Source organism: Rhizobium sp. CC-YZS058 (genome assembly GCF_034720595.1).
In the GTDB taxonomy this organism is placed as follows: Bacteria; Pseudomonadota; Alphaproteobacteria; order Rhizobiales; family Rhizobiaceae; genus Ferranicluibacter.
This window is the reverse complement of record NZ_JAYESJ010000001.1, coordinates 3704192-3723362: the sequence shown is the minus strand read 5'-3', so window position 1 is coordinate 3723362 and position 19171 is coordinate 3704192. Positions and strand designations below refer to the sequence as shown.

Annotated in this window: 17 protein-coding genes; 11 read left to right on the top strand and 6 right to left on the bottom strand. The window is 64.9% G+C overall.

Annotated elements, in window-relative coordinates; translation table 11 throughout:
• Nucleotides 1–76: 76 nt before the first annotated feature.
• A complete protein-coding gene (locus U8330_RS17810) occupies nucleotides 77–991 on the bottom strand; it encodes a GNAT family N-acetyltransferase (protein WP_323106578.1) in 915 nt (304 codons plus the stop codon).
• 136 nt (nucleotides 992–1127) lie between these two features.
• Here U8330_RS17810 and U8330_RS17805 point away from each other — a divergent pair, with 136 nt between their 5' ends.
• Together U8330_RS17805 and U8330_RS17800 are read left to right on the top strand one after the other, a co-directional pair.
• Nucleotides 1128–2063, top strand: coding sequence for a tyrosine recombinase XerC (locus U8330_RS17805; RefSeq protein ID WP_323106577.1), 936 nt, complete (start codon nucleotides 1128–1130; stop codon nucleotides 2061–2063).
• A gap of 115 nt (nucleotides 2064–2178) precedes the next feature.
• A complete protein-coding gene (locus tag U8330_RS17800; RefSeq protein WP_323107346.1) occupies nucleotides 2179–3258 on the top strand; it encodes a TraB/GumN family protein in 1080 nt (359 codons plus the stop codon).
• A 128-nt stretch (nucleotides 3259–3386) separates the two neighbouring features.
• Here U8330_RS17800 and leuC read toward each other — a convergent pair whose 3' ends face one another.
• The 4 genes from leuC to rplS form a co-directional block, all read right to left on the bottom strand.
• Entirely contained in the window at nucleotides 3387–4814 is a 1428-nt protein-coding gene (leuC, locus tag U8330_RS17795; protein ID WP_323106576.1) for a 3-isopropylmalate dehydratase large subunit, read from the bottom strand.
• 310 nt (nucleotides 4815–5124) lie between these two features.
• Nucleotides 5125–5922 (bottom strand): amino acid ABC transporter permease, encoded by a 798-nt coding sequence (locus U8330_RS17790; protein WP_323106575.1) that lies wholly within the window; start codon nucleotides 5920–5922, stop codon nucleotides 5125–5127.
• Nucleotides 5923–5934: 12 nt separating this feature from the next.
• Nucleotides 5935–6744 carry a transporter substrate-binding domain-containing protein gene (locus tag U8330_RS17785; protein WP_323107345.1) on the bottom strand — a complete coding sequence of 270 codons (810 nt, stop codon included), beginning with the start codon at nucleotides 6742–6744 and terminating at the stop codon, nucleotides 5935–5937.
• 130 nt (nucleotides 6745–6874) lie between these two features.
• Nucleotides 6875–7381: a 50S ribosomal protein L19 gene (gene rplS, locus U8330_RS17780; protein WP_323106574.1), complete on the bottom strand. Its 507-nt coding sequence runs from the start codon at nucleotides 7379–7381 to the stop codon at nucleotides 6875–6877.
• 371 nt (nucleotides 7382–7752) lie between these two features.
• On the opposite strand from rplS, the gene U8330_RS17775 reads away from it, so the two are divergent.
• The 8 genes from U8330_RS17775 (at nucleotide 7753) to U8330_RS17740 (ending at nucleotide 17420) form a co-directional block, all read left to right on the top strand.
• The gene (locus U8330_RS17775; RefSeq protein ID WP_323106573.1) at nucleotides 7753–9969 is read left to right on the top strand and encodes a primosomal protein N'; all 2217 of its coding nucleotides are present in this window, start codon (nucleotides 7753–7755) and stop codon (nucleotides 9967–9969) included.
• A 104-nt stretch (nucleotides 9970–10073) separates the two neighbouring features.
• A complete protein-coding gene (locus tag U8330_RS17770) occupies nucleotides 10074–10460 on the top strand; it encodes a DUF4345 domain-containing protein (protein ID WP_323106572.1) in 387 nt (128 codons plus the stop codon).
• Between the two features lie 254 nt (nucleotides 10461–10714).
• Nucleotides 10715–11275 (top strand): F0F1 ATP synthase subunit delta, encoded by a 561-nt coding sequence (locus tag U8330_RS17765; RefSeq protein WP_323106571.1) that lies wholly within the window; start codon nucleotides 10715–10717, stop codon nucleotides 11273–11275.
• Complete coding sequence (gene atpA, locus U8330_RS17760; protein WP_323106569.1) at nucleotides 11275–12804, top strand: F0F1 ATP synthase subunit alpha; 1530 nt, start codon at nucleotides 11275–11277, stop codon at nucleotides 12802–12804. The genes U8330_RS17765 and atpA overlap by 1 nt, the downstream gene beginning before the upstream one ends.
• A 40-nt stretch (nucleotides 12805–12844) precedes the next feature.
• Entirely contained in the window at nucleotides 12845–13726 is an 882-nt protein-coding gene (locus U8330_RS17755; protein ID WP_323106568.1) for a F0F1 ATP synthase subunit gamma, read from the top strand.
• Between the two features lie 120 nt (nucleotides 13727–13846).
• Entirely contained in the window at nucleotides 13847–15304 is a 1458-nt protein-coding gene (gene atpD / locus U8330_RS17750) for a F0F1 ATP synthase subunit beta (protein WP_323106567.1), read from the top strand.
• Between the two features lie 120 nt (nucleotides 15305–15424).
• Entirely contained in the window at nucleotides 15425–15832 is a 408-nt protein-coding gene (locus U8330_RS17745; RefSeq protein WP_323106566.1) for a F0F1 ATP synthase subunit epsilon, read from the top strand.
• A gap of 160 nt (nucleotides 15833–15992) precedes the next feature.
• Nucleotides 15993–17420 carry a mannose-1-phosphate guanylyltransferase/mannose-6-phosphate isomerase gene (locus tag U8330_RS17740; protein WP_323106565.1) on the top strand — a complete coding sequence of 476 codons (1428 nt, stop codon included), beginning with the start codon at nucleotides 15993–15995 and terminating at the stop codon, nucleotides 17418–17420.
• Nucleotides 17421–17493: 73 nt separating this feature from the next.
• On the opposite strand, the gene U8330_RS17735 is transcribed toward U8330_RS17740, so the two are convergent.
• A complete protein-coding gene (locus tag U8330_RS17735; RefSeq protein ID WP_323106564.1) occupies nucleotides 17494–18612 on the bottom strand; it encodes a saccharopine dehydrogenase family protein in 1119 nt (372 codons plus the stop codon).
• Between the two features lie 121 nt (nucleotides 18613–18733).
• On the opposite strand from U8330_RS17735, the gene U8330_RS17730 reads away from it, so the two are divergent.
• Nucleotides 18734–19168 carry an Lrp/AsnC family transcriptional regulator gene (locus U8330_RS17730; protein WP_323106563.1) on the top strand — a complete coding sequence of 145 codons (435 nt, stop codon included), beginning with the start codon at nucleotides 18734–18736 and terminating at the stop codon, nucleotides 19166–19168.
• Nucleotides 19169–19171 lie beyond the last annotated feature (3 nt).

Genomic DNA, 19171 nt, shown 5'->3' with positions numbered 1-19171 from the left:
ACACGGCCTTCGCGATCCGCACAGGCGGGCCGGGGCGCTGGCAAGCCTTTCGCGGGCCGGGTTTGGCCGGGCAGACTTACGCGGGTAGCGCCGGGTTGCGGAACACGGCATCGCCGCTCTCCGCGAGGTCGAAGACCGTGTGCTGCTCCAGCGCGCGGGTGACCTCGGCCGGGTCCCCATCCAGCGCCTCCGGCGGAATCAGGGTGCCGACGGTGAATTCGAAGGCGTTGCCCTTCTTGTTCAGAAGCTCGTGGAAGACAGTCATGTCGCGCAGTTCGGTCGACCATTTGGCAAGCCAGTAGAACAGGCCGGAATTGCGGGCGGTCATATGCACCGGCAGGATCGGCAGATTGTATTTCCGCGCGAAGCCGACGGCCGAGGTCTTCCACGGCCGCTCGTTCAGCCGGCCATCCGCCCAATAGGCGATGCGGCCGGAGGGGAAGAGAATGGTCGCCTTGCCTTCAGCAATCGCATGGTTGGTGAGCTTCAGCGTTTCCCGTGCCTTCAGCTTGCTCTTGTGCTCCTCCCGCCACTCCACGGGAATGATCATTTCCACGAAACGCGGATTGACGCGGATGGCGTCGCGATTGGCAAAGACCATCATGTCCGGCCGGCGGGTCTTCAACAGGTCGAAGACCGCCACGCCATCGGCAATGCCGGTCGGATGGTTGGAGACGAGCAGAAAGCCGCCGCTTTGGGGAATGCGCTCTTCATGGCGCACCCGAATATCGAGCGACAGCGTGTCGCTCAGATACTGGAAGGCCTGGAAGCCGGGGAGATTGGCCACGCAATCGGCAAATTCGATCGCCTTGCGGTAGTTGAGGATGGTGTAGAGCGCCGGGCGCATGACCGGCCAGAGCGGGTGGCCGACGATGCGCTGCCCACGTTCGGCAATCAGCGTATCGACGATATGGCCAGGCTGGCCGTGGGAGAGCAGGGAGACCGCCTCCGCAAACTGCGTCAAACTGCCTGCCGAGCCCCGTCTTGCCATCTTCGTCCCGCCGTCCAGACCATTTAAGCTATTGCAGTTCAATATGATGGAAGCATGACGGATTCCAAGGGCGTTAGCAAATCGGCAAGGCCTTCTCGTCACTCTGCGGGCTTTCGAACGGGAAGGATCACACGACGTGACCAAGCTTCTGGTGATCGCCGACGGCGCACTGATGGCGGAGCGGCAGCGCTGGCTGACCGCCCTCTCTGCCGAGCGGCGGCTGTCGGAGAAGACGGTGGAGGCCTATGAGCGTGATACGCGGCAGTTCCTTGCCTTCCTGACCGGTCATCTCGCGGGTGCGGCCCGCCTCGACGATATTCGAAGCCTGCGGCCGGCCGATTTTCGCGGGTTCCTTGCAGCCCGGCGGCGGGATGGAGCAGGCGCGCGTACGCTCGGTCGCGGGCTGGCGGGCTTGCGGTCCTTTCTACGCCATCTGGAGCGGCAGGGCCTCGTCAACGCCGCCGGCGCTGCGGCCGTGCGCTCGCCGAAGCAGCCGAAGAGCCTGCCGAAGCCCTTGACCGACCGCGATGCGCTGGCCGTGGTCGATGGCGGATCGCAGCTGGCCGAAGAACCCTGGATCGCCGCCCGCAATGCCGCAGTGCTGACGCTGCTTTACGGCTGCGGCCTGCGCATTTCCGAAGCGCTTGGCCTGACCCGCCAGGATTTCGCCGACAGCCCGACTGCCCTGCGCGTCACCGGCAAGGGCAACAAGACCCGGCTTGTGCCCATGATCGCGGCAGCGCGGGAGGCGGTGGAGACCTATCTGGCGCTTTGCCCCTATGGTGTCGAGGCGGATGTCCCTCTGTTTCGCGGTGCCAAGGGCGGCGTGCTGCAGCCGGCCATCATCCAGCGCGAGATGCAGCGCCTGCGCGGCGCGCTGGGCCTGCCGGAAACGGCAACGCCGCACGCGCTTCGCCATTCCTTCGCCACCCATCTCCTGGCCGGCGGCGGCGATCTGCGCACGATCCAGGAACTGCTCGGCCATGCGAGCCTCTCGACCACCCAGGTCTATACCGGCGTCGACAGCGCGCGGCTGCTCGAAATCTACGACCGCGCCCACCCGCGCGCCTGAGATCTGCCCGCGTGTTAACCATCTCTCTTAAGCGGGAGGTGAAGCCCACTTCGCTAAGATGGGGTAGACCTGCTGGAGGATCTCAGCCGTGACCACCCCCTTCGCGCCGCCCGCCATGCCGCCTCTGGCGGACCGGCTGGCCCGCCTTCTTCTGGCTCTTGCGGGCCTTCTGCCGCTTTTCCTGCTTGCCCTCCTGGTCTCCGCCCTGTTTTCCACCGCTCCGGCGCGTGCCGCGGAGCCGGAGGCCTGCGCGGGCGAGAACCTGCTCGACCGCTGGGCGGCGACCGCGCCGGCAAAGCGCGCCGAACTCGACCGCGAGGCCGCCAAGATCCCGAATGGCGAGGGCCTGTTCTGGAAGGTCGAATATCCGGATGTCGCGCCGTCCTATCTGCTCGGCACCATGCATGTGACGGACCCGCGCGTGCTCGCCATGCCGAAGGGGGCTCAGGACGCCTATGAGGCGGCCGGCACGGTCATCGTCGAATCGGACGAGATCGCCGACGAGACCAAGGCCTCTGCCGCGATGCTCGCCCGGCCCGATCTTTCCATGTTCACCGACGGCAAGAGCCTCGAGGACTTTCTGAGCCCCGGCGACAAGGCCACGCTGGAGGCCGGCCTGAAGGCCAGAGGCGTGCCGCTGTCCCTCGTCATGCGCATGAAACCCTGGATGATCGCTAGCTTCGTGGCCCTGCCGGCCTGCGAGATGAGCCGCAAGAAAGCCGGCGCCAGCTTCCTCGACCAGACGCTCGCCAAGCGCGCCGTCGCCGAGGGCAAGCAGCTGAAGGGGCTGGAAACGCTGGTCGAGCAGCTGGAGGCGGTCAATGCCCTGCCGATCAGCTTCCATGTCGCGTCGCTGGTCGAGACCATCAAGCTCGGCAGCCTGGCCGACGACGTGATGACCACCACCACCGATCTCTACCTCGCCGGGCGCACCGGCGCGATCATGCCTTTGATGAACTTGATTTCGCGCGACCAGGGGCAGGACGATACGGCGGATTCGCTCGCCTTCGAGCAGCGCATCGTGACCGACCGCAACCATGTCATGGCAAGCCGCGCCGCCCCGATCCTGAGGACAGGCAATGCCTTCATGGCAATCGGCGCCCTGCACCTGCCGGGCGAGGAAGGCGTGGTGGCCCTGTTGCGGAAGGACGGGTTCACCGTGACGGTCGCTCAATCGGGGCTCAGTGCCGACTGACGATAGCCGAGCATCGGCTCCCCCATGGCCTGCCGGCCTGAAAATGAACTCCGTCGCAAATCCACCCGCCACAATGCAAAAAGCCCGCCGCATGGGTGTACGGCGGGCGTTCTTTGCAGGAGCGGAGGTTAGGCCGCGACCTCTTCCTTCTGCCATTCGCGAATATCGACGAAATGGCCGGCGATGGCCGCAGCGGCGGCCATGGCGGGGGAAACGAGGTGGGTGCGGCCCTTGAAGCCCTGACGGCCCTCGAAATTGCGGTTCGAGGTCGAGGCGCACCGTTCGCCCGGCTTCAGCCGGTCGTCATTCATCGCCAGGCACATGGAACAGCCCGGCTCACGCCAGTCGAAACCGGCGGCCTTGAAGATCACGTCGAGTCCTTCGGCCTCCGCCTGCTCCTTCACGAGGCCGGAGCCCGGAACGATCATGGCATCGACATGGGGTGCCACCTTGAAGCCTTCGACCACCTTCGCCACGGCTCGCAGATCCTCGATCCGGCCATTGGTGCAGGACCCGATGAAGACGCGGTCGAGCGCGATGTCGGTGATCTTGGTGCCCGGCTTCAGGCCCATATAGTCGAGCGCCCGCCACTTGGAGGCGCGCTTGGTTTCGTCTTCGATATCGTCCGGGTTCGGCACGACGCCCTGGATGGAAATGACGTCTTCCGGCGAAGAGCCCCAGGAGACGATCGGCGGCAGCTCGGCAGCGTTCAGCACGACGACGCGGTCGAAATGTGCACCTTCGTCGGTCTGCAGCGTCTTCCAGTAGGAAATCGCCTGCTCCAGCGCCTCGCCCTTCGGCGCGCGCGGCTTGCCCTTGATGTACTCGAAGGTCTTCTCGTCGGGGGCGATCAGGCCGGCGCGGGCGCCGCCTTCGATCGTCATGTTGCAGATGGTCATCCGGCCTTCCATCGACAGCGAGCGGATCGCTTCGCCGGCGAATTCGATGACATGGCCGGTGCCGCCGGCCGTGCCGATCTCGCCGATGATGGCCAGGATGATATCCTTGGCGGTGACGCCCTCCGGCAGCTGACCGTCGACACGCACCAGCATGTTCTTGGCCTTCTTCTGGATCAGCGTCTGGGTGGCGAGCACATGCTCGACTTCCGACGTGCCGATGCCATGCGCCAGCGCGCCGAACGCGCCGTGGGTCGAGGTGTGGCTGTCGCCGCAGACAATGGTCATGCCCGGCAGGGTGAAGCCCTGTTCCGGGCCGACGATATGGACGATGCCTTGGCGCTTGTCGGAGGCCGAATAGTATTCGACGCCGAAATCGGCGGCGTTCTGGGCGAGCGCTTCCACCTGGATGCGGCTTTCCTCGTTCTTGATGCCGAGATGGCGGTCCGGCGAGGTCGGGACGTTGTGGTCGACGACGGCCAGGGTCTTCTGCGGCGCGCGCACCGGCCGGCCGGCCATGCGCAGCCCTTCGAAGGCCTGCGGGCTCGTTACCTCATGCACGAGGTGACGGTCGATATAGAGGAGACAGGTTCCGTCATCCTGCTGACTGACGACGTGGTCGTCCCAGATCTTGTCGTAGAGAGTCCGCGGTGCGCTCATGGCGTTCATCCATCATGGTCAAATCGAAAAATCGGAAAAAAGGCCGACCGGTGCGGTCGGATGCGGCGCATGCGAACACGCAGCGGCGCGGCGGGGCGTGCCCCATGGAGAGCGTCAGCGAAGTCGGCTGGTCAACGCCCCGCAGACACGCGCGAAGAAGCGGGCCGGCAGGCGCTTGTGGTCCTGCAGCACGATAATATTCTGCGCGCGACATCCGAACTTGGATTCCATGCCCGGGAAATAGCAGTTTTTGCCAGCCTGGGCAAGATTAGCTGCCCTCGACTGACCAAAAGAAGAGTTCTTCAGCTCCTCAGCGGCGGAGCCGCTGTTCCAGCCGCCGCAGCGCCAGCGAAAGGCCGATGGTCAGGACGAGGTAGATGTAGGCGACGATCGAATAGGTTTCGAAGAAGCGGAAGGAGCCCGAGGCGTAGACCTTGCCGAGCTGGGTGATGTCCTGGACGCCGAGCACGGAGACGAGCGAGGAATCCTTGACCATGGCGACGAAATCATTGCCGAGCGGCGGCAGGATGGTCCGGATCGCCTGGGGAAAGACGACGAGGCGGAAGCGCTGCCAGCGGGACAGGCCCAGCGCCTCGGCCGCCTCCACCTGGCCGCGCTCGACCGACTGGATGCCGGCGCGGAAGACCTCGGCAATGAAGGCGGAATAGCCGATGGTGAGCGCCAGGATCGCCCGCCACATCAGCGAAATGTCGCGCACCATCAGCGGATCTGCCAGGCCCGCCTTGACGAGTGGCGTCAAAAGGACATTGACAAGGGTGACGAGGCCAGGCGCGCCGACGAAGGCGATGTAGAAGAGCAGGACAAGGATCGGGATGCCGCGGATGACCTCGGTGTAGAAGCGCGCGGTCTGGCGCATCCAGGCCTGGTCGGAAAGCGCCATCAGGGCAATGCCGAGGCCGAGCAGGGTGGCCAGCGAAAAGGCGACCAAGGTCACGAACAGCGTGACACCGAGCCCGGCCACGACGACGGAGAAGACCTGCCTATAAAGACCGTCGAGCGCGATGAGGACGGCCAGCACCAGGGTGATGAGACCGAGCGCGACGAGCCACCAGGGCCTGTCGCGGCCGGACGAGGGGGAAGGGGCCATGCGAGGGGGCCTTTACTGCCCCATCTTGTAGTCGACGAACCACTTCTTGTTCAGCGCATCCAGGGTTCCATCGGCCTTCAGTGCCGCAATCGCCGCGTTGACGGGCGCGACGAGATCCGAGCCCTTCTTGAAGATGAAGCCGAAATCCTCGCTGCCGAGCGGCCCGCCGATCAGCTTCAGGCTGCCGCCGGAGGCGTCGACATAGCCCTTGCCGGCCGTTCCATCGGTCAGCACGACATCGACATCGCCGGCCTTCAGCGCCTGGACGGTCGCGCCGAAGGTCTCGAACAGCTTGATGCGGGGGTTCTGCTCATTGCCATCCAGCACTTCGTAGACGGCGGTGTAGAAGGGGGTGGTGCCGGCCTGGGCGCCGATCAGGCCTTCGGTGAAGGCGCCGAAGCTCTTGGCATCGGTAAACCGGTTCTCGTCGCCGCGCACCAGCATGAACTGCTCGGATCGCATATAGGGATCGGAGAAATCCACCTTCTCCTTGCGCTCTTCCTTGATGGTGATGCCGGTCGTGCCGATGTCGTACTGCCCGTCGGACACGGCCTGGATCATCGCGTCCCAACTGGTGTTCTGGTAGGTGATCACCATGTTCAGCCGCTTGGCGATCTCGTTCAGCGCGTCATATTCCCAGCCGATCTGCTCTCCGGTCTTCGGATCGACGAACTGCAGCGGCGGATAGGCATTCTCCGTGACCACGGTGACCGCGCGTCCCTTCAGGTCGGGCAGGTCGGCGGCCCGAGTTTCCAAGGCGACGATGGCGGGTGCGGCTGCAAGGGCGGCGAGGGCAAAGAGAAGAGTGCGGCGGGTCGGCATGGCGGGCTCCGAAAGCTGTGGCTCGGGCGAAACTGTCATGAATTGCGCTGCCCGCGCAAACGAAAAAGGCGACCCTTTCGGGCCGCCTTCGCGTCACTGTGCCGTGTCTCGCGCCTTGGCGCGATCGGGCTTATTCCGCTGCGTTTTCGGCAGCAGCCTTGTCGGCGGCGGCCTTTTCGGCGGCGAGCGCCTGAGCGGCAGCCACCTTCTCGGCTTCCAGACGGGCCTTCTCGTCGGCGACCGACTGGCGCTCGGCTTCGTTCAGCTTGCGGGCGCGCGTGCCGGTGTTCTCGACGATACGGGCCGACTTGCCGCGACGATCGCGCAGGTAATAGAGCTTGGCGCGGCGAACCTTACCGCGGCGAACCACTTCGACGCTCTCGACGAGCGGGGAGTAGATCGGGAATACGCGCTCGACGCCTTCGCCATAGGAAATCTTGCGAACGGTGAAGCTTTCGTTGATGCCGCCGCCCGAACGGGCGATGCAGACGCCTTCATAGGCCTGAACGCGGGTCCGCGATCCTTCCGTCACGCGGACATTGACGCGCAGCGTGTCGCCCGGGGAAAATTCCGGAAGCGTGCGCTTGGCTTCGATCTTGGCGGCCTGTTCGGCTTCCAGCTGCTGGATGATGTTCATCGGAGGTACCTCTGTTCTTCTGAAACGACCAGAGCGCCCGTGTGAACCGCGCAGGCGTGCCGTGCGGTCGTGCGGCTGAAGCCGCAGGGGCGGATGCGTCATTCTTTCTTATGGTCGACGACGAAATGCCGAGCCGGCCGCGCGAATACACCAGTTCCGCCGGCTTGTCACCCCTTTCGGCTTCTTCCAAGCTCCGACCGGAGCGATTCCGCCACCTCGTCTGAACATAAAGCGAACAAAATCCGGTGGCAGCGGCATGGCTCATGAAGAGGCAGGACGCAGACCAGACGGAATCCTTTGGCACGGCCGAGGCAGAGGAGTGCGCCGAGGCGACTTTTCTTCCCCCGGCCGCGCAGGCATGGTCGCCCGCGATGATGGGCGATTCGATGGACCTCTTCGCAGCGGAACAGACCGGCAGGGCGAGCGTCGTGCCGGTGCTGATCCCCATGCCGGCCGAACGGGCCTACTCCTACCGCGTGCCGCCCGGCATGGCGGTGCAGCCGGGCTCGGTGGTGCAGGTGCCACTCGGGCCGCGCCAGGTCATGGGCGTCGTCTGGGACGAGGGGCCACAGGGCGGTGACCGGGTGGATCCGGCCAAGCTGCGCGACATTACCCATGTCTTCGACTGCCCGCCGCTGTCGGCGGAGATGCGCGCCTTCCTCGATTGGGTGTCCGCCTACACGCTGTCGCCGCCGGGCCTCGTTGCGCGCATGGCGTTGCGTGCGCCGGCCGCGCTCGATCCGGAGCCGATGGTCGAGGGACTGCGGCTGACGGAGACGCGGCCCGAGCGGATGACGCCGGCGCGCAGCCGCGTGCTGGAGATCGCCGCCGACGGCCTGTTCTGGACCCGCTCCGGCCTTGCCCATGCGGCCGGCGTTTCAACGAGCGTGATCGACGGGCTGGCCGGGCAGGGTGTGTTCGAAACGAGCTTCATGCCGCCGCCGCCGATGGTGGCCGCACCCGACCCGGACCATGCCCCCCCGGTTCTCGATGCCGGCCAGCGCGAGGTGGCGGATGCGTTGATCGACACCGTCGCGACCGGCGGCTTTTCCGTTTCGTTGATCGATGGCGTCACCGGCTCGGGCAAGACCGAGGTCTATTTCGAGGCGATCGCTGCGGCGGTGAAGGCGGGCCGCCAGGTCTTGATCCTGCTGCCCGAAATCGCGCTCACCGCCACCTTCCTTGCCCGCTTCGAGGCCCGCTTCGGCGCAAAGCCCGCCGCCTGGCATTCCGATCTCGCGCCGAAGACCCGGGAGAAGGTCTGGCGGCAGGTGGCGGAAGGCAGCGTGCGGGTCGTGGCGGGTGCGCGCTCGGCCTTGTTCCTGCCCTTCCAGACGCTGGGCCTCATCATCGTGGATGAGGAGCATGACCCGGCCTACAAGCAGGAAGACCGCGTCTTCTATCATGCGCGTGACATGGCGGTGGTGCGGGCGCGGCTCGGCGCCTTTCCGGCTGTGCTCGTGTCCGCCACGCCCTCGGTGGAAAGCCGGGTCAATGGCGAGGCCGGGCGCTATCGGGCGCTGCATCTGCGCACCCGATTCGGCGCCGCCGCCATGCCGGATCTCTCGCTTATCGATATGCGGCGTCATCCGCCGGCGCGTGGCGGCTTCATCTCGCCGGTCCTTGTCGAGAAGATCGGCCAGGCCGTGGAGCGCGGCGAGCAGGCGTTGCTTTTTCTGAACCGACGCGGCTATGCGCCGCTGACGCTGTGCCGGGTCTGCGGGCATCGTTTCCAGTGCCCCAACTGCTCGAGCTGGCTGGTGGAGCACCGATTCCGCAGCCAGATCCAGTGCCATCACTGCGGCTATCACGAGCGCACGCCGGATGCCTGCCCGGAATGCGGCACGCTCGACCATCTTGTTGCCTGCGGGCCGGGCGTCGAGCGGATCGCCGAAGAGATCGACAGCCATTTCCCGAAGGCGCGCACCATCGTGCTTTCGTCCGACCTCATGGGCGTCAAGCGGCTGCGGCTGGAGCTGGAGGCGATCGCCAAGGGGGAGGTCGATATCGTGGTCGGCACGCAGCTGGTCGCCAAGGGCCACCATTTCCCGAAGATGACCTGCGTCGGCATCGTCGATGCCGATATCGGCCTTTCGAACGGCGATCCACGCGCCGCCGAGCGCACGTTCCAGCTCTTGAACCAGGTGACCGGCCGGGCCGGGCGAACCGGTCTGAAGAGCCAGGGGCTCATCCAGACCTACCAGCCGCAGCATCCGGTGATGCAGGCGATCGTCTCCGGCGATGCGCAGGCCTTCTACGATCGCGAGATCGGCGAGCGGGAGCGGGCAATCCTGCCGCCCTTCGGCCGTCTCGCATCCCTCATCATCTCGGCAGAAACAAGGGCGGAGGCGGAAGCCCATGCCCGCGGACTGCGCCAGGCCGCCCCGGCCACGACCGGCATCTCGGTGCTCGGCCCGGCCGAGGCGCCGCTCGCGCTCGTGCGTGGTCGCCACCGCTTCCGCCTGCTCGTCCACGGGCGGCGGACGAGCGACATGCAGGGCTTCGTGCGGGCCATGATCAAGGCCGGGCCGAAACCGCGCGGCACGGTCCATGTCCAGCTCGACATCGATCCGCAGAGCTTTCTGTGAGGTCACGCCCCTCAGGACCGGAGCCCGGAGTTTTTTGCAGCCGAGCGATTCCTGTCACGACAATTTTACAGTAAGGCACGAACGGAGAAGGCAGGGGACCGGTCATGGACGTCTATATTCCGAGCGAGACCGGTGAGTTCCTGGCTTTCTGCGCTGCGCTCGTCACCGTCGCGATCGGCCTCTTCTTCCTCTTCGCGCCCGGGCTTGCCTTCCGCGCCATGGGCCTTGCGCTTCGCGAGGGGCGGCGCGGTGGTTATGCCGAAGCGCGCTCGACGCTCGGCGGGTTCCCGCTCGGCCTCGGTCTTGCCGCGATTTTCCTTGCCCAGCCCATGGTCTATCTGGCGCTCGGCGCCGCCTTCGCGCTTGCCGCCTTCGGGCGCATTCTGTCCATGATGTCCGACAGCGCCAACACGGCGCTCAACTGGGCGCTGCTGCTCGTCCAACTCGCGCTGGCCGCACTTCCGCTCGCCTATGTTTTCGGCTTTACCTGAGCGCAGGCAGGCGAGCACATCTTGCCGATGCCATTTCATTCCCCATTTCGGGCAAAATTTGGCCGAAGGGGGCCACCTTCGCAGCCCAATCGTGTTGCGAGTCCAAATTTCCTATGCTAGACGACCTGCGACTTCGTGGGGGAGCCGTGCTTGGACAAGCCGGATGTCCTTGAAGATACAGCAACAAATTCAAAGTGTTCGGTTTCCGCTCCTGGAAGCCGCTCTTGGATGAAAAGCAAGAGAAGCGCGCGTCCGTGGCAAAACCATCCGACCTCATTTCCGGTGTTGCAGAAAGGTATGCGTCCTCGCTCTTCGATCTGGCACTGGAGTCCGGATCGGTGGAGAGCGTGCAGGCGGACCTCGACCGGTTCCAGGGCCTGATCAATGAAAGCGCAGACCTGAAGCGCCTGATCGTCAGCCCCGTCTTTTCCTCCGACGACCAGTTCAAGGCGATCTCCGCGATCGTCGCGAAGGCCGGCCTGTCCGGTCTCGTCGCCAATTTCCTCAAAGTGGTCGCCCGCAACCGGCGCCTCTTCGCCGTGCCGGGCATCGTGCGCGCCTTCCGCGACATCGCGGCGCGCAACCGGGGCGAAGTCGCTGCCGAGGTGACCTCCGCCCATGCGCTGAACGACCAGCAGCAGGCTGAATTGAAGGCGGCGCTCAAGGGCGTCACCGGCAAAGACGTGACGGTCAACGTCACCGTCGATCCGTCCATTCTCGGTGGTTTGATCGTCAAGGTCGGGTCCCGCCAGATTGACACTTCCCTTCGCACAAAGCTCTCGAGCCTTAAGCTTGCACTGAAAGAGGTCGGCTGATGGATATCCGCGCCGCGGAAATTTCCGCAATTCTCAAAGATCAGATCAAAAACTTCGGCCAGGAGGCTGAGGTCTCCGAAGTCGGCCAGGTTCTCTCCGTCGGCGACGGTATCGCCCGCGTCTACGGTCTCGACAATGTTCAGGCCGGCGAAATGGTCGAGTTTCCGGGCGGCGTGCGCGGCATGGCGCTGAACCTCGAAGCCGACAATGTCGGCGTCGTCATCTTCGGCTCGGACCGGGCCATCAAGGAAGGCGACACCGTCAAGCGCACCGGCGCGATCGTTGACGTTCCGGTCGGTCCGGAGCTGCTCGGCCGCGTTGTCGACGCGCTCGGCAATCCGATCGACGGCAAGGGTCCGATCAATGCTGCACGTCGCGCCCGCGTCGACGTCAAGGCTCCGGGCATCATTCCGCGCAAGTCGGTTCATGAGCCGATGTCGACCGGCCTCAAGGCCATCGACGCGCTGATCCCGGTCGGCCGCGGCCAGCGCGAGCTGGTCATCGGCGACCGCCAGACCGGCAAGACCGCCATCATTCTCGACACCATCCTGAACCAGAAGGCGATCCACGACGCTGGTCCGGACTCCGAGAAGCTCTACTGCGTCTACGTGGCCATCGGCCAGAAGCGCTCGACCGTTGCCCAGTTCGTCAAGGTGCTCGAAGAGCGCGGCGCGCTGCAGTATTCGATCGTCGTTGCCGCAACCGCCTCCGACCCGGCCCCGATGCAGTATCTGGCGCCCTTCGCCGGTTGCGCCATGGGCGAATATTTCCGCGACAACGGCCAGCATGCGCTGATCGGCTATGACGACCTGTCCAAGCAGGCTGTCTCCTACCGTCAGATGTCGCTGCTGCTCCGCCGTCCGCCGGGCCGCGAAGCCTATCCGGGCGACGTCTTCTACCTACATTCCCGCCTGCTCGAGCGCGCTGCCAAGCTTTCGGACGAGAAGGGCGCCGGCTCGCTGACCGCCCTGCCGGTCATCGAAACGCAGGGCAACGACGTGTCGGCCTTCATTCCGACCAACGTGATCTCGATCACCGACGGCCAGATCTTCCTCGAAACCGACCTGTTCTACCAGGGCATCCGCCCGGCCGTGAACGTCGGTCTCTCGGTCAGCCGCGTCGGCTCGGCCGCGCAGATCAAGGCCATGAAGCAGGTTGCCGGCTCGATCAAGGGCGAGCTTGCGCAGTACCGCGAAATGGCGGCCTTCGCACAGTTCGGCTCGGACCTCGACGCCTCCACCCAGCGCCTGCTGAACCGCGGCGCCCGCCTGACCGAACTCCTGAAGCAGCCGCAGTTCTCGCCGCTGAAGACGGAAGAGCAGGTTGCGGTGATCTTCGCCGGCGTCAACGGCTACCTCGACAAGATCCCGGTCGCCAAGGTCGGCGCCTTCGAGCAGGGGCTGCTGTCCTACATGCGTTCGGAAGGCAAGGGGATCCTCGACACCATCCGCACGGAAAAGCAGGTTTCGGACGACACCAAGTCGAAGCTGAAGGCGGCGCTCGATAGCTTCGCCAAGAGCTTCGCCTGATTGCCCACCCGGCTTGAACGCCCATTAGGACGGACACTGGATGCCTTCTCTTAAGGATCTGAAAAACCGGATCGCCTCCGTCAAGGCGACGCAGAAGATCACCAAGGCCATGAAGATGGTGGCCGCGGCGAAGCTTCGGCGTGCGCAGGAGGCGGCCGAGGCCGCGCGTCCCTATTCGCAGCGCATGAGCGTGGTGCTGTCCAACATCGCCCAGGCGGTGGGAACGGACGACAGCGCGCCGTTGCTGATGACCGGGACCGGGCAGAACAAGACCCACCTTCTGGTGGTCTGCACCGCCGAGCGCGGCCTTTGCGGCGGCTTCAACTCGCAGATTGCCCGCTTTGCCCGCGACCACATCCGCCGGCTTCAGTCCGAAGGCAAGACGGTCAAGATCATCTGCGTCGGCAAGAAGGGCTACGACATCCTTCGCCGCGAATTCGCCTCGCTCATCATCGACCGCGTCGATCTGCGCGAGGTGAAGAAGATCGGTTTCGCCAATGCCGACCAGATCGCCAAGAAGGTGATCGGCCTGTTCGAAAAGGGCGAATTCGACGTCTGCACGCTGTTCTACTCCGAGTTCAAGTCGGTCATCAGCCAGGTTCCGACCGCGCTGCAGCTGATCCCGGCCGCCGCGCCGGACGTTGCACCCGCCGAGGCCGGCGCCGGCGCGATCTACGAATATGAGCCCGATGCCGGCGAAATCCTGAGCGACCTTATTCCGCGCAATATTTCGGTGCAGGTCTTCCGGGCGCTGCTGGAGAATGTCGCAGGCGAAATGGGTGCCAAGATGAGCGCCATGGACAATGCGACGCGCAATGCAGGTGAGATGATCAACAAGCTGACGCTGAATTACAACCGCCAGCGTCAGGCTCAGATCACCAAGGAACTGATCGAGATCATTTCGGGCGCCGAAGCGCTCTAGGCATTGCCGGCCGGAAACCGCTCCGGCCACCGGCAATGCGGCAGGACAGAGAGACTGGCCACGGCGACCCCATTCTTGCCGGTGCCAATCGCAGGAACGAAAGAACAAGAGGGTAAAACCATGGCTGATACAGCGACCCTGGATCGCACCGCAACGGGCACCGCGGCTGGCCGCATCACGCAGGTCATCGGCGCTGTCGTCGACGTGGCCTTCGATGAGGGCGCGCTGCCGGCAATCCTCAATGCGCTCGAGACGGAAAACAACGGCTCGCGCCTCGTGCTCGAAGTCGCCCAGCATCTCGGCGAAAACGCCGTTCGCACCATCGCGATGGACTCGACCGAAGGTCTCGTCCGCGGCCAGGGCGTGCGCGACACCGGCGCTCCGATCACCGTTCCGGTCGGCCCGGAAACGCTCGGCCGCATCATGAACGTCATCGGCGAGCCGGTCGACGAAGCCGGTCCGCTCACCACGTCGGGCAAGCGCGCCATTCACCAGGAAGCCCCGTCCTATGTCGAGCAGTCGACGGAAGCGCAGATCCTCGTCACCGGCATCAAGGTCGTCGACCTGCTCGCACCGTACGCCAAGGGCGGCAAGATCGGCCTGTTCGGCGGCGCCGGCGTCGGCAAGACCGTTCTGATCATGGAACTGATCAACAACGTCGCCAAGGCGCATGGTGGTTACTCGGTGTTCGCCGGCGTGGGTGAGCGCACCCGCGAAGGCAACGACCTCTATCACGAAATGATCGAATCCGGCGTGAACAAGCATGGCGGCGGCGAAGGCTCCAAGGCCGCGCTGGTCTATGGCCAGATGAACGAGCCGCCGGGCGCGCGTGCCCGCGTCGCCCTGACCGGCCTGACGATCGCCGAAGACTTCCGCGATGCCGGCCAGGACGTTCTGTTCTTCGTCGACAACATCTTCCGCTTCACCCAGGCGGGTTCGGAAGTGTCGGCCCTTCTCGGCCGTATCCCGTCGGCCGTGGGCTATCAGCCGACGCTGGCGACCGATATGGGCGCCATGCAGGAACGCATCACCACCACCACCAAGGGTTCGATCACCTCGGTCCAGGCCATTTATGTTCCGGCCGACGACCTGACCGACCCGGCGCCGGCCACCTCGTTCGCGCATCTGGACGCCACGACCGTTCTGTCGCGCTCCATCGCCGAGAAGGGCATCTATCCGGCTGTCGACCCGCTCGACTCCACCTCGCGAATGCTCGACCCGATGGTTGTCGGCGAAGAGCACTACGAGGTTGCCCGCAAGGTGCAGACGACGCTTCAGCGGTACAAGGCCCTGCAGGACATCATCGCGATCCTGGGCATGGACGAACTGTCCGAAGAGGACAAGCTGGCCGTTGCCCGCGCCCGCAAGATCGAGCGCTTCCTGTCGCAGCCCTTCTTCGTCGCCGAAGTCTTCACCGGTTCGCCGGGCAAGCTCGTCGCGCTCGAAGACACGATCAAGGGCTTCAAGGGCCTGGTGAACGGCGAATACGACCATCTGCCGGAAGCAGCCTTCTACATGGTCGGCTCGATCGACGAAGCGATCGAAAAGGCCAAGCGCCTGGCCGGCGAAGCCGCCTGAGCCTGATACAAAGAGCCGGCGGCGCGCGCTGCGCCGCCCGTTCCGTGGAAGCGGGACACTGCAGAAACGGTTCCGCCGGGGGCGCCTGCCGCCTGCGCCAGAAGAAGCGAATGACGAACGATGGCTGATTTCAATTTCGAACTGGTCTCGCCGGAACGCCTCCTGCTTTCGGAGCGCGTGACCGAGGTGGTGATCCCTGCGACCGATGGCGAAATGACGGTCATGGCCAACCATGCACCGACCATGACGACCATCAAGCCCGGCGTCGTGTCGGTGAAGACCGCCAGCGGCCAGACGCAGCGCTACGTGGTGTTCGGCGGCTTTGCCGATATCCTGCCGACAGGCTGCACGCTGCTCGCCGAATCGGCCGTGCCCTCCACCGAGTTCGACAAGACCCAGCTGGAGCGCCGCATCGCGGCTGCCCGTGAGGAGCTCGACCAGGGCGACCATGCCGACGAGCACAAGACGAAGTTGGAGCAGTTCCTCTCCCAGCTTGTCCACCTCAACGAAAACACCATTCCGGGCTGACCGGTGAAAAGAAAACCCGGCCGCGGCCGGGTTTTTTGTTTCTGCCGGTCCGTCCATTCACGTCTTGCCGCAGCGCGTCGGGAGGCAGCGCTTGCCGCGGAGGCTGGCGTTCCCGGGCGGAACGTGGCCTGGCATCCGTCTCCACCAGGGAAACTCGTTCATGTCCCTCAAGATCGTTCCGGTCATCATGGCCGGTGGCAAGGGAACGCGCCTTTGGCCGCTGTCCCGCTCCTCGGCGCCGAAGCAGTTCCTGCAGTTTTTGGGCGAACACTCGCTGTTTCAGAAAACCCTGCAGCGCGTCGCCGATCCGTCGATCTACGCCCCGGCGATCATCGTCACCAATGCCGATTTTCGCTTCCTCGTGGCGGAGCAGGCCCAGTCGGCAGGCGTCTCCCTCGCCGCCATTCTTCTGGAGCCGATGGCGCGCAACACTGCGCCGGCCCTCGCCGCCGCCGCAGAGGTGGTGATCCGTGAAAACGGCGAAGACGCGCTGATGCAGGTTCTCGCGTCCGATCACGAGATCGATGCAGGCGACCACTATTTCGACTGCATTCGGACCGCCCGCGACACGGCGCTCACAGGCAAGCTCGTCACCTTCGGCATCCGACCAACGGAGCCGGCAACCGGTTATGGCTATATCGAGGCTGGGGCGGAGCTCGAGACCGGTGCACGAACCGTGGCGCGCTTCGTCGAAAAGCCGAACCGCGAGAAGGCGGAGCAACTCCTCGCGAAGGGCAATTATCTCTGGAACTCCGGCATGTTCATGCTGCCGGCGCGCCAGTTTCTGCGCGAGCTCGAAGAGTTCGTCCCGGACGTCGTCACCGCCGTCCGCGGCGCGCTCGGCGCCGCCAGGCGTGACCTCGATTTCGAGCGGCTGGATGCCGACGCCTTCGCGCGCGCGCCCGACATCTCCGTCGATTACGCCGTGTTTGAAAAGACGAGCCATGCCGCTGTCGTTCCTTCGGAGTTCAAATGGTCGGATCTCGGCAGCTGGGATTCCGTCTGGGCAATCGGCGAGAAGGATGCCGACGGCAACGTCGTCGGCGAACGCGCCAGCGTGTCGAAGACGCGCAACTCGCTGGTGCTGTCGCGTGACATTCATCTCGCGGTGCATGGTCTCGAAGACATGGCGGTCATTGCCAGCGAAGATGCAGTCTATGTCGGTCCACTATCCGCCAGCCAGGATGTCGGCACCATCGTCAAGGCGCTGGCCAAGGTCGAGCGCACGCGCCCGCTGACGGAAGTGCATCCGACCTCCTACAAGCCTTGGGGAGCGGTCGCTTCCGTGCTCTCCGGCGACCGGTTCGAGGTCAAGCGGCTGCACATTGCTCCGGGCCGCAAGATTTCGCTGCAGAAGCATTTTCATCGCTCGGAACATTGGGTGGTGGTCCGCGGGACGGCGGAAGTCACGCTCGGGGACGAGACGCGGCTTTTGCACGAGAACGAGTCGATCTATGTGCCGCAGGGAACGACCCACCGCCTGGCGAACCCGGGCAAGATCCCGCTGGAGCTGATCGAGGTCCAGACCGGTTCCTATTTGAAAGACGATGATACGATCCGCATCGACGACGAATTCGGCCGGACCTGATTTCTTCCTCTTCTCACAGCAAAACGCCCGGGCCATCGCTGGCCCGGGCGTTTTGCGTTCGGACGTCGGCCGCTCAGCCGGCGCGGCGTTCGCTGAGACGGTCCTGCGCATAATGCGCGCCGAAGCGGTTGGCGAGGAATGCATCGAGCGGAATGTCTTCTTGGCGCACGAAGCCGGTGGTCGGCAGCGCGCTCTGGGCAAGCATGTCGAGCACGGCGGCAATGCTGGCGGCTGTGGTGATCTGGATCGCGCTCATCATCCGGCCTGCAACGACAGCGCTGTAGATCTTGTTCGCGTAGGTCTCTTGCACCAGCCGCCCATCGCGGCGGCCGGAGACAGTGACGAACACGATGACCACGTCCTGTGTGGTGGAGGGCAGGGCGTGCTCGAGGATGTCCTTCAGAACCTCGCGGCGGTTGCGCAGGCCGAGATCGTTCAGCAGCGCCTTCATGATGGCGGCATGGCCGGGATAGCGGATCGTGCGGTAGTTCAGCGTCCGCACGCGGCCTTCCAGCGTTTCGCACAGCGTGCCGAGCCCGCCCGAGGTGTTGAAGGCTTCATAGGTCACGCCGTCGAGCGAAAACTCTTCGCGCTCCTCCATCGCCGGGACATGGGACAGCCGGCCTTCGACGATCGCCTCGCAGGGCTCGATATATTCGTTGATAACCCCGTCCGTGCTCCAGGTCAGATTGTAGTTGAGCGCGTTGGAGGGATATTGCGGCAGCGCGCCGATTCGCATGCGCACGCTGTCGAGCGTCTCGAACCGGGCCGCAAGGTCGCTGGCGACGATGGAGATGAAGCCCGGCGCCAGACCGCACTGGGGGATGAAGGCGGTCGAGGCGCCGCTCTCGGCGGCCTTGGCAGCCAGAGCCTTCACGCGCCGGGTCGATTCCACATCCTCGGTCAGGTCGAGATAATGGACGCCGGTGCGCGCGGCACTTTCGGCAATCGCAGTCGTCAGGTGGAAGGGGGCTGCGGACAGAACGGCAAAGGTGCCGGTCAGCAGTCCGTCGAGCGCCTTCGGATCGGTGATATCGATCGGATGCAGGCTGAGTGCCGCGTGCGGCTCCACGGCTGCCAGCTGCGCGGCGCTGCGGTCGGCCAGCTTGACGCGGTAATCGCCGCAATGGGTCAGCAGTCTGGCAATGGTGGCCCCGATTTTCCCGGCTCCGACGACGACGATGTCCTTCATGAATTCCCCTCTGGTTGAAACCTGTTGAAGCCACCAGTGTCACTCAAGCATCTGTTGAAATGCAGCGCGAATCTGCGCAGATAGAAGGAATTTTCTGGTCAATTCGACGATGAGGTTATGCATGACGACGATCAGTGCCGCAGACCGTCAGTTGCTTGATCTTCTGGCAGAGAATGCGCGCATGCCGGTGGCCATGCTGGCCCGCCGCCTACATCTCTCTCGCACCACCGTTCAGGCGCGGCTGGAGCGGCTGGAGGCGAGTGGTGTTATTGCGGGCTATGGGGTCCGGCTTTCGGAAGAGGCGGAGCACGGTATCGTCAAGGCGCATGTGCTGATCACGCTTGCGACCAAGGCGCTTCCGCAGGTTACCCGCGATCTGGATGCGCTGCGCGAGGTCCGTGCGCTCCACTCCGTCAGCGGCAGCTTCGACCTCATCGCCATTCTCGCCGCCCCGTCGATCAGCGCGCTCGACGCCGTCATCGACCGGATCGGCAGCCTCGACGGCGTGGAGAAGACGCTTTCCTCCATCATCCTCTCGACGCGGATCGACCGATAGGGG